The organism is Streptomyces sp. NPDC054956, from assembly GCF_053609185.1.
Genome location: NZ_JBSGXB010000014.1, coordinates 25884 through 36575 on the forward strand (window position 1 = coordinate 25884; position 10692 = coordinate 36575).

At 66.7% G+C, this 10692-nt stretch carries 6 protein-coding genes; all 6 read left to right on the top strand.

Annotated elements, in window-relative coordinates; all coding sequences use genetic code 11:
- The first annotated feature begins 894 nt into the window (after nt 1–894).
- Genes ACWGDE_RS04960 through ACWGDE_RS04985 form a run of 6 tightly spaced genes read left to right on the top strand, consistent with a single transcriptional unit; the run spans nt 895 to nt 10496 of the window.
- Complete coding sequence (locus ACWGDE_RS04960; protein WP_453387564.1) at nt 895–3450, top strand: Z1 domain-containing protein; 2556 nt, start codon at nt 895–897, stop codon at nt 3448–3450.
- Entirely contained in the window at nt 3447–4469 is a 1023-nt protein-coding gene (locus ACWGDE_RS04965; RefSeq protein ID WP_453387565.1) for a PD-(D/E)XK motif protein, read from the top strand. The genes ACWGDE_RS04960 and ACWGDE_RS04965 overlap by 4 nt, the downstream gene beginning before the upstream one ends.
- Entirely contained in the window at nt 4466–6409 is a 1944-nt protein-coding gene (locus ACWGDE_RS04970; protein WP_453387566.1) for a hypothetical protein, read from the top strand. Before ACWGDE_RS04965 ends, ACWGDE_RS04970 begins: the two co-directional genes overlap by 4 nt.
- A complete protein-coding gene (locus tag ACWGDE_RS04975; protein WP_453387567.1) occupies nt 6406–7302 on the top strand; it encodes a hypothetical protein in 897 nt (298 codons plus the stop codon). Before ACWGDE_RS04970 ends, ACWGDE_RS04975 begins: the two co-directional genes overlap by 4 nt.
- The gene (locus ACWGDE_RS04980) at nt 7302–9125 is read left to right on the top strand and encodes a DUF6339 family protein (RefSeq protein WP_453387568.1); all 1824 of its coding nucleotides are present in this window, start codon (nt 7302–7304) and stop codon (nt 9123–9125) included. Before ACWGDE_RS04975 ends, ACWGDE_RS04980 begins: the two co-directional genes overlap by 1 nt.
- Nucleotides 9126–9134: 9 nt before the next feature.
- Nucleotides 9135–10496 carry a DNA cytosine methyltransferase gene (locus ACWGDE_RS04985; protein WP_453387569.1) on the top strand — a complete coding sequence of 454 codons (1362 nt, stop codon included), beginning with the start codon at nt 9135–9137 and terminating at the stop codon, nt 10494–10496.
- The last annotated feature ends 196 nt before the right edge of the window (nt 10497–10692 follow it).

A 10692-nucleotide genomic window follows, 5' to 3' on the forward strand; every position in this document is an offset into this window, starting at 1 on the left:
GAGCGATGCACAGGATGGTCGGGGCGAGTAGGTGGACCATCGCGTTGCAGTCGCCCCGTTGATGGCGAGCCCGCCCTGGGAGCACGAGCTGCGCCTCATGCCGTAGAAGCTGTAACGCTCCCACATCTCGGCCATGACGCAGGTCGGCCAGTCCACGAGGGTGGCCCATGAAGGCCTTCTCGGTGCCGGTACCGGCGGCCGCTCCGCCCTCCCCGTGCCCGGGGGTTCGACCCTCGGCGGGATCCGAGCGGGGACGAAACACGCCGGGATCCACGCCTTGATACTTCATTGCTCCCGGACCCGGCCCCCAGGTCATTCAGTGCCTCAACCCCGCAGGACCCGCTAACAGTCGGAGGACTTCGGGCGACCCTTGCAGCCGAGAGACCCTGCTGAAGGTCAGCGCGGGGCGGCGAGCAGACCTCCCGGTGCCGCCGCGGACCGCGAGCAGCGCCCTGTGTGTGGGGAAAACGGGGAGTGTCTTTGTGTATCCGCGAAGATCGTCCACCGGTCGTCGTGGAGGTCGAGAATCGGCCATTCGTCGGAGGCGGTCATGGGGCGGTCGTTCCAGGCTGTGCATGGTCGGCGCATCCGGTGTCGCCGGGCCGGCCCTGATCGCTCGGGGGCGTCGGAGTGTTTCGTGTTCTCCGGGTTCGGAGGCCTCGACGGATACGGGGTGACACCGTCATGGTCCGGATGTCGAGATCCGCCGGCGGACCGTGACTTTCGCCCCGTGTGCGGGCTGAGTCCGCTGCATACTGTGTGACGTTGTATGAGGTGTCACATGGCGGGTGCCTCGGTGCGCCCATGTCGTTCGCTGCGCGAAACCGCAGGTTCGGAAGTGTTCCGAGGGCCCTTCCCGCCGCAGCGAACGAGAGTCGGGGGTAGCCGTAGCCTATGAGCGACGAATTCGACGCCATGTACGAGACGTTTACGGCGATCCTGGACTCGTTCCCGCCCGCGGAGGCGGTCAAGCGGCTGGAGCAGTTCGGTATCAGTCCGGACGTCGTACAGCGGATCCGTGAGAGGCACGAGCAGAAGACGATTCTGATCAAGGAGCTCGAGGAGCCGCACGCGGTGATCCTGGGCAACCGCGACACCTGGTACACGGGCCCGCGGGCCAAGGACAAGTGCTGGCCCGCGATCGAAGACTTGCTGATCAAGGACGGCTGGCCGCGCGAGCCGGCGATCCGGAGTCTCGACGAGTCCTCCACGCGCATCATGTCCCTGCTGAACCACCCCAAGGAGAAGGCCTTCTCCACCCGGGGACTCGTAGTCGGCTACGTGCAGTCGGGAAAGACGACCAACTTCACCTCGGTCATGGCCAAGGCTGCTGACCGCGGCTACAAGCTGTTCATCGTCCTTGCGGGCATCCACAACGGTCTTCGGCGCCAGACGCAGGCCCGACTGGAACAGCAGCTGGTGATGCCCAACCCTGCGATGTGGTCGCAGCTCACAGGGCTCGACAAGGACTTCACTCCGCAGGAGAACCCGGCCTCCTACTTCGGGAAGAACAACAAGACGCACGTGCTGTGCGTGGTGAAGAAGAACGCGACGGTCCTGCGCAAACTCTCCCGATGGCTGGAGAAGGCGTCCGACTACCTCGTGGACTGTCCGGCGCTGATCATCGACGACGAGGCTGATCAGGCCACCGTGGCGACGAAGTCGATCAACCCGCTCATCCTGGACATCATGGGCTGCCTGCCCAAGTCCGCGTACCTCGGATACACGGCCTCGCCCTTCGCCAACCTGCTGATCGACCCGAGCGCCCAGGACCTCTACCCCAAGGACTTCGTCGTCAATCTACCGAAGCCGCACGGGCACTTCGGTACCGAGGTGCTCTTCGGACGATACGCGCTCGACGGCGAGGACCCGGCTCAGGTCGACGACGGATACGACATGATCCGGTCCGTTCCTGAGGACGACGTCGCGTGCGTGCGTCCCGAGAAGAAGGCGGATGTAGAAGGGTTCGAGCCCTTCATCACCGACACCCTGCGCAGGGCGGTCCAGTACTTCTGGCTCGTCACGGCGGCCCGGCGTGCGCGCGGATCCGGCAATCCGCACAACACGATGCTGATCCACACCAGCGTCAACACCTCCGTGCACAACAGCTTCAAGCGCCCCCTTCAGCACCTCTGCGAGCAGGCGGTGCAATCCCTCACGGATGCCGACTACCTCGACCGGCTGCGTCTTCTCTGGGAGGAGGAGACCGCAAAGGTACCCGCGGAGGACTTCGGCGAGACGCGCGTGCCCTTCGAACAACTGGTGCACGAGCTACCGGCGGTCCTTCGCAAATGCCGGGTCATCATGGACAACTCCAGCAGCGAGGACCGTCTCGACTACGAGAACGGCCCGGTCGTGGCGATCGCCGTGGGAGGCAACACCCTCTCGCGGGGTCTCACCCTCGAAGGCCTGTCCGTCAGCTACTTCGTTCGTGCTGTGTCCGCCTATGACACGCTCCTGCAGATGGGCCGATGGTTCGGCTTCCGCAACGGGTACGCCGACCTTCCCCGGATTTGGATGACCGACGAGCTCGCCGAGTGGTTCCGGCACCTGGCCACGGTCGAGACCGAGATGCGCAGGGACATCGACGTCTACATGACAGAGGACGAGACCCCCCTCACCTTCGCCGTGCGTCTGCGCACGCATCCGGCCCTGCGCGTGACGGCCGCCGCCAAGATGCGCGACGCTGTCACAGCGGCTTCCTCCTACGGTGGCAAGCGGGTCCAGACGCACTTCTTCCACACCGACCGTGACTGGCTGAGCGGCAACATCGCGGCCGCACGTTCGCTGGTGGAGGCCTCGGTCGCCAACGCCGTCCGCGCCGATCAGCGTCCCGAAGACGGACGGCACGTCTTCCGCGACGTCCCGCACGAGGTGGTCACCCGGTTCCTTTCGACCTACAAGTTCCACGAGAACTCTCCGGAGAACGACCCCGAGCTGATCATCGGCTACATTCGCAAGCGCATCGCATCCGCGGGCTCGTTGGGACGATGGAACGTCGCCGTCATCGGCAACTCGGCAGGAGACCGGGACTTCACGTTTGCTCCAGGCGTGACGGTCGGACGGAACCTGCGTGCACGGCTCGCTGTCACCAACCCAACGCCCGGCTCCGCCGACATCAAGACGCTCATGAGCCGTCGGGATGCCGCCGTGGACTTGATCGGAGAGACGGCAAAGCTGACCGAGAAGGGGATCATGGAGCTGCGTCGTGTCCAGGCTCCGGACACCGGCCTGCTGGTCCTCTACCCGATCGACAAGGTCTCGGAGCCGATCCCTTCGAAGAAGCTGCGTACGTCCTTGAACGCCGAAGAACACGTGATCGGTGTGGGACTGGTCTTTCCGGCGCCGCGGGACGGCGACAGCACGGTGGAGAAGTACATCTCGGCGAAGCTCCCCAACGTCTCCATCGAGGACGAGGACTTCAGCTTCCTCGACAGTGACGACGCATGAACGAAGAAGTGCTGCGCGAACTCATACAGGAACGCTGGACCGAGCTCGAAGCGGAGCAGACCGCGGGCGAACGCAGCCTGAGGGTCGCCGAGTTGCCTGTAGTGGTGGACCAAGGCCCGCTGGCCGTGGCCGTCGACCGCGAGGGGCATCGGCACGTCCTCGTGCCGATCCAGGCCAACCGAAAGCTCCGTACCGGCCTCGACGGTCCCGGCCTCCAGCTCCGCCGACGTGCACTCGAGGGCGAGGAGACGTACCAGGTCTACGCCGACCTGGCCTGTCGGGGCGAGGATCTGGACGATCTCTTCACCGAGCTGTGCGTGGACGTTCTCGGCGAGACCGAAGACCTGCCGGCGAACCCGGTCAAGGCGCTCTACCGGGTTCTGGATCGTTGGAGGGCACTCTTCCGGACACGGGGAACGCGGCTCGGTCCGGACCAGATCGCGGGCCTCTTCGGCGAGCTCCTGGTACTGGAGCGGCTGCTCGCGAAGGACCCGAGCGCGCATCGCCTGTGGCGCGGCCCGCAGGGCCACCCCCACGACTTCTCCAACGGGACCACCGCCGTCGAGGTGAAGTCGAGCACGGCCGATACGGGCCGGCGGCCACGGATTCACGGGTTCGCCCAGCTCGAGGCGCCGTCGGCCGGGACGCTCAGCCTGGCGTGGTTCGGCCTGCGACGCACCACCTCGGACAGCAAGGGTGTCGCCCTCGTGGAGTTGATCGACCGACTGGTGCACATGTGTGACGACGAGAAGGCTCTCCTCGCGCTGCTGGCTCGAGTCGGATACCTGCCCCTCGACGTGGAGCAGTACCGGGACGTGCGCTTCGTGATCGGCGAGGAGCGCTGGTACCGAGTCGATGCCGACTTCCCCAGGTTGACGGGGCAGAGCCTCGTCGCCGGAGTTCCGGCCCTGGTCTCGGACGTTTCGTACACCATCGACCTGTCGGGCGAGACGATCGGGACCATGGGGCCCGGCGAGGTGTCGCGGACGGTCGACGAGCTGATTCAGGAGTCCGTGTGACGGCGCCACGATGGGTCTCCCAGCCCTACCCGCCGGAAGGTGCGAGCGCCGCGGAGGGCATTCGTAACCAGTTGGGGCGTCCCGAACTCGATCTGTTGACGATCTTGGTGAGGGAATCCGCCCAGAACAGCTGGGACGCCCGGTTCCCGGACTCCCCCGAGCCCGTCGACTACGGCATCGACATGTGGACGGTCGGTCCGGCCCACACGGAGTCCTGGCGTCGACTGCTGCTCGACGGAGCTCCCGCCGGGGCGAACAACTTTCCGTTGCGCGAGACCGTCAAGCAGGGGGCGATCCGCGTGCTGGCCGTCTCCGACCGGGGCACGCGCGGGCTCGGAGGACCGACTCGCGCCGACACAGCCGTTGGCCCCGACCGTGACTTCGTCTCCTTCGTCCGCAACATCGGGGAACCGCGCAGCACGGCTCTGGGCGGAGGCACCTACGGCTTCGGCAAGGGCATCTTCTACCTGTTGTCGAGGTCCGGAACCGTCCTGGTGCACTCTCGGTGCCGCACGGAGCAGGGCGGAGCCGAAACGCGTCTCATCGGGTGCACTCTCTGGAAGAGCTACGAAGGCGTGGGGCCACACGCGGGCCGCCGCTTCACCGGCCGGCACTGGTGGGGCGACACCTCGGGAGATGTGGTGGAGCCTTTGCTCGGACGGGAGGCGGAGGCAGCTGCCCACCGGTTGGGCTTGAAGCCGTTCGGCCCCGACGAGACGGGGACGACCGTGGTCGTCATCGACCCGATCCTGGATGGGCTCACGACATCGGAGGCCGCCGACTACCTCGCCGAGTCCATCACCTGGCACCTTTGGCCCAAGGCGATCGCGACCGGAGGCCGGGAGCCCGCCATGCGGTTCTCCGTCACCTGTGACGGGGTCGAGCACGCGGTGCCGGACCCCAGGGAGACCCGTCCCCTCGACATGTTCGTCGCCGCCTACGAAGCGATGGCCGGCCCGGACGGCGCCGAACTGGAATGCAAGAACCCCAAGCGACACCTGGGGCGCCTCGGGCTGGTGAAGCGGATCATCCCGCCGCTGGAACCGACACGAGCATCCCGCATGTTGGACATCGAGGATCTCGTCCATCACGTGTGTCTCATGCGCCCCGCCGAACTCGTCGTCACGTACTTCTCCGGTCCGAAACCCCCGAGCGAGAACCAGGGCTACGCCGGGGTCTTCCGAGCCGACGAGACCATGGACGAGATCTACGCGAAGGCCGAACCGCCGACGCACGACGCCTGGAACCCCCAGTCGCTCGAAAGGCCCGAGAGTACGTTCGTGCAGACGACGTTCCGGCGCATCAACGAGGCTTTGGACGGGCTGCTCACTCTCGGCGGCGTTGCCAAAGCCGGGACGAGCAGTGTCCCGTTGGGCGCGGCGAGCGCGTTCTTCTCCGGATTGGTCGGCGGAGCGTGGGGGATCGGCGGAGCCACCGCCTACGCGAAGCCCGGCAGCACGGCCACTCGCGCCTCCAAGTCCGTAAAGGAGAGGGGAGCCGCGTCCGGCCCGAAGCCGGACCGCCTCGACGACGACACGGCGGCCTCCGGCGGCGCCCCGAGGGCGGAGGGCGCCGGGCACGGCGTAGCGGGCGTGCCACGCCGTCGACCGCGCGTGGAGTACCTGGGCGACCCCTACTACGACGATCACGACGACGACTCCGTGCTGGTCCAGAACTTCCGCCTGCCCGTGCGAGGGCCTCAACGCGTTCGGATCGACCTGGCCGTCGTACTTCCGGGTTCCGGCGGGCGAGAGACGGACCCCCCGCTGGGCGCGAGCATGCCCCGGCTTGTCGGCTGGGAGAGCGGGGACGGGCTTCTGTACACCTCCGAGACCTGCGTGATCGAGGGAGGCGACGCCGTCTGGCGTGCCGTCGTACGGCCGGCGGCGGACACCATGACCGAGATCGGCATCAAGGTCGAGGCGGTGGTGGGTTCGTGACCCGACGTGTTCTTCCCTATCGCGTCCCCTCCGAGGACGTCGTCGGCGCCGATGCATGGCATTTGGTGACCGAGGACGGGGAGGTGGCCCTTTCTGAGGCCCTTTCGGACTGGGACTATCGGATGGACCTTCCGTTGCGGAGGGCTGTGCGGGTGGATCTGGACCGAGCGAGGTCGGAGTCGGGTCTCCCTGCGAACGCGGCGCTCATGCTTTCGGTCGTCTGGACCGCCACGGGCTCCAACCTCAGTGGGCCGGCCCGACACCTGCGGCTGACCGGTACCGGAGTCGTCGATCTCGTGCTCGACGTGCGACTCCGCGGTGCCGACCTGGGAGGGCTGCTCCTGCTCGACACGGCCCTCGTGCTGGCCGAGCGGCTGGGTGACGCCCGTCCGTCCGCCCCTCGTAGAGCGGGCTCCGTACTGTGGAGCGACCGCCGGTCGCTGCGTTTGCAGGGAGACGCTCCTCAGTTCCCCATGGCGGTGATCGACTTCGCTCGTACCTCCTTCCCCGATGACGCGGCCTGGCACCTGCAGATCAGCGGAGGGTTGGAGAGCGCCACTATGGGCTCCCTGTTGTTGCTGGTCAACGAGCGGAACACCGTGACCGCCACCGCGTTCCGGAACGCGAGCAAGCCCCGGGCGGTCGATCGGATCGTGCTGTCGGCGGTGTACGCGGACACCGCCCGCATCATGATCGAGCACGCTCTTCACAACGACGACTTCGTCGAGGACGTCGACTTCCCCGACGGGTCGCTGGGCGCCACCCTGATGAGTCTTTTCGATCGGCTCTTTCCGGGACGATCGGTCACCGACATGCGGCTGCGCCAGCGACAGTCGCCGGCCCTGTTCGCCTCGGACCTTCAGGCGGCGGTCAGAATCTTCGAGGTGTCGTGATGAGCTTTCTCTATCCTCGGCTCCTCGCCGACCAGGCCAAGCCCCTCTTCGAGGAGTACCGGAATCTGACCGTTTCCGAACTCACCGGGCGAGTGGACTCGTCCCATGAGTCGGCGGTCTACGTGGCCACGGGAGGGGATCGGGTCTCCGCCGCTCGGCTCCTGGAACTGCGTGTCGCCATCCTCGACCTGGCCCGGCGGTCCGGTTTCCCCGACGGCACCGATCGCGCCCGAAACGCGGAGTTCGACCTCCGTCTCGCGGCCTTGTTGCACGCCGAGACGGGCATGGTGCCGGCCGAGGCCGCGTCGCGTGACGTGTGGGTATTTCTCGCGGTCGTCCTCCTCCCGGACGTCGCGTTCTGGCGTTACCCCAAGCCCCCCGCGGACCGTGTTCTCGGTACGGACCTGACCCGGCACGTTTTCGGCCGCCTGTGGTGGAGGGCGCAGCTCGTGCACTCCTCGGACGCTCTGGAGCCGTACGAAGCCCTGAAGATCCTCGGGGAGGCGGCGTTCGACCAGATCTACGCGCGCCGTGCGGCCCTGGGAGGCAGCCCCCATCTGGTGCGGGCCATCCTGCACGTCTGGAGCCGGCTGGACCTCACTGGGCTGAACGAGCGAGACACCCTCCGCGATTTCCTCAAGAGACTGCTCCGGCTCGCACCGTTCGTCCTGTTCGACGGCGTGGAGGAACACGCGCTGGTCGAGGAACTGCTCAGTGTTGCCGGGGAGTCCGTGGACGCGCAGCGGCGTGCGTCCGGGCTGTCGGCCGCGGTCACATCCGTTTCCCCTTACACCGCGACCGAATCGGCGTCGGGGACGGATCCCCGGATCGGGGTCTCCGTTCCCGTGCCCCCTACCTCCCCGGTGGAGCTGCGTCGCTTCACATCGGTGGAGCTGTGCGCCGGGGCGGGAGCCCAGGCGCTCGGCCTCGAGCTGGCCGGGTTCGACCCGGTCCTCCTCATCGACAGCAAAGCGGACGCCTGCTTCACGATCGACCTCAATCGTCCGGATTGGGAGGTCGTCTGCATGGACGTGACGCAATTCCATCCGAGCATGCGGCCGGAAACGGTGGGGGTCGATCTGCTCAGTGGGGGTCTTCCCCGGGTGAAGGCCCAGGCTGCCGTCAGCCGTCCGGAGGACAACGAGGAACGTCACGTACTCAAGGCCGCGATCGCGTTGGCGCGAGAGATCAAGCCCAGAGCCGTGCTGCTGGAGAATCTTCCCGAACTCGTCGAGGGGCAGAACTTCGAGGAGGACAGAAAAGAGATCGAGGCCGATCTCGGGGCTCTGGGCTATCGAACGGCTTGGCGTGTGCTGAACGCCGCAGATTTCGGGGTGCCGCAGAATCGCAGCAGCGGATTTCTCGTCGCGTTGAGAGAAGCGGATTTCCCCGGATTCCACTGGCCGGAACCGCACGAGCTTCCCCCTCCGACCGTGGGCGAGGTTCTCGGCCCGTCCATGGCCGCACACGGTTGGCCAGGGGTCGAACGCTGGATCAAGGGTGCCGATCGCATCGCACCCGCGGTGGTCGGAGGGTCCGACCGTCGGGGTGGCGCGGACCTCGGTCCCACCGGCAGCAAGAATGCGTGGGCCGCGCTCGGTGTCAATGGCATCAGTCTGGGAGACAGCGCGCCGGACGCGCAGTTCCCTGTCGATGCCGTACCGAGGCTGACCGTGGACCAGGCCGCGCTGATCCAGGCCATCCCGGAGCAGTGGAGGTTCTTCGGTGGCAAGACCTCCAGATATCGGCAGATCGGACACGCGATGCCTCCGCCCCTCGCGGAGGCGGTCGGACGGGCGATCGCAGCGGCCCTGCACGGATAGGATCAGCTCATGCACGCGCGCAGCCCCAAGACCTCCGAGCCCATCACCGTCGTCGATCTGTTTTCCGGCTGTGGCGGCTTCACCCAGGGGTTCCACGAGTTCCGTCCCGAGGGCGGATCCGACGGGGGGCCCGTCTTCCGCAGCATCGCGGCGGTCGAGCACAACAAGGCCGCGGCTGCGACGTATGCCGCGAACTTCGGCAGCGCACGGCTGGAGGCGGATGTCTTGCCGGCCCGCGTATACGTGGGGGACATCGAAGAATGGCATCCGACGCCGGAGGCACTCCACGCGGACGTGGTGGTCGGAGGTCCTCCGTGTCAGGGATTCTCGGCCCTGAATCGCACGAAGAAGGGAAGCCACCGAAACCGGCTCTGGGAAGAGTACGTTCGCATCGTCAGGCGTGTTCGGCCGAAGGTCTTCGTGATCGAGAACGTCGACCGCTTTCTGAAGTCGGACGAATTCGCCAATCTGCTCGGTGAGGTGCAGGAGGGTGGGCTGCTGGAGGACTACCGCCTCGTCGACCCTCCCGGCTTCCTGCCCTCCGACACGCCGGAGGAGCGCAACAAGCGGTACCTCCTGAACGCCGCCAACTACGGCGCCGTTCAGGCGCGTAGACGGGCCATCGTCATCGGAGTCCTGCGCAGCGAGTCGAATGATCGGGAGATGGCCTACCCGATCGCGACCCGGACGCGGGCGCCGAAGGGTACGAACAGCTCGAAGAAGACCTCCATGCAGCCGCTTGACGGAATCGACGAGGGGGCTCTTCACTGGCTGCCCGTCGACAGCGTATTCGAGGAGTCCTCCCGAATCGCGCTCCGCGGAACCGAGCTGCCGGACGGCAAGGAACACGTCGCCGAGATCGATGCCATGATCCCCGGATTCTTCAAGACCAAGGATCTTCATTTCGGGCGCAATCCTGAAGAGCTTTCCAAAGCCCGTTACGAGGCCATCCCGCCGGGCGGGAACCGCAAGAACCTGCGTGACACGTGGTACACGGTCAATGCGACCGGGAAATTCGAATTCTTCTCCGTTCCGAACCCTCCGGGCGTGAGCACGCCGGTCTCCTACCTCTCGACGGCGAGCTGGGACAGGCACAACAACGGGAGCGGTGATGTCATGGGTCGGCTCCGCGAGGGTGAGCCGTCCGTCACCATCCGGACGGAATTCTTCAAGCCGGAGAAGGGTCGCTACCTCCATCCGACCCTGCCCCGCCCGATCACCCACTACGAAGCCGCCAGAATTCAGGGATTCCCGAACGAATTCCGTTGGTGTGGATCGAAGACCGAGATCGCAACCCAGATCGGGAACGCCGTTCCGATCCCGCTGGGGACGGCCATAGCATCGGCGATCCACGCCTACCTCCGCGGCTGAGAGCTCGCGGGGCGGGTCGGCCTGCCGTGCGTCGAAGTCGCAGTCGCGGTGGGTGTTCGGCCCCAACAAAGGCGCGACGGCGAGTGATGGGGCAGGAGGCGAGGCCGAGGAAGGCTTTGTAGAGGTCGTCGCTTCGCTCCCTGGCAGTCTCTGCTTGGGCGAGGGCCGCCCGCTGGGCACGGCGGCGAGAGTCCTT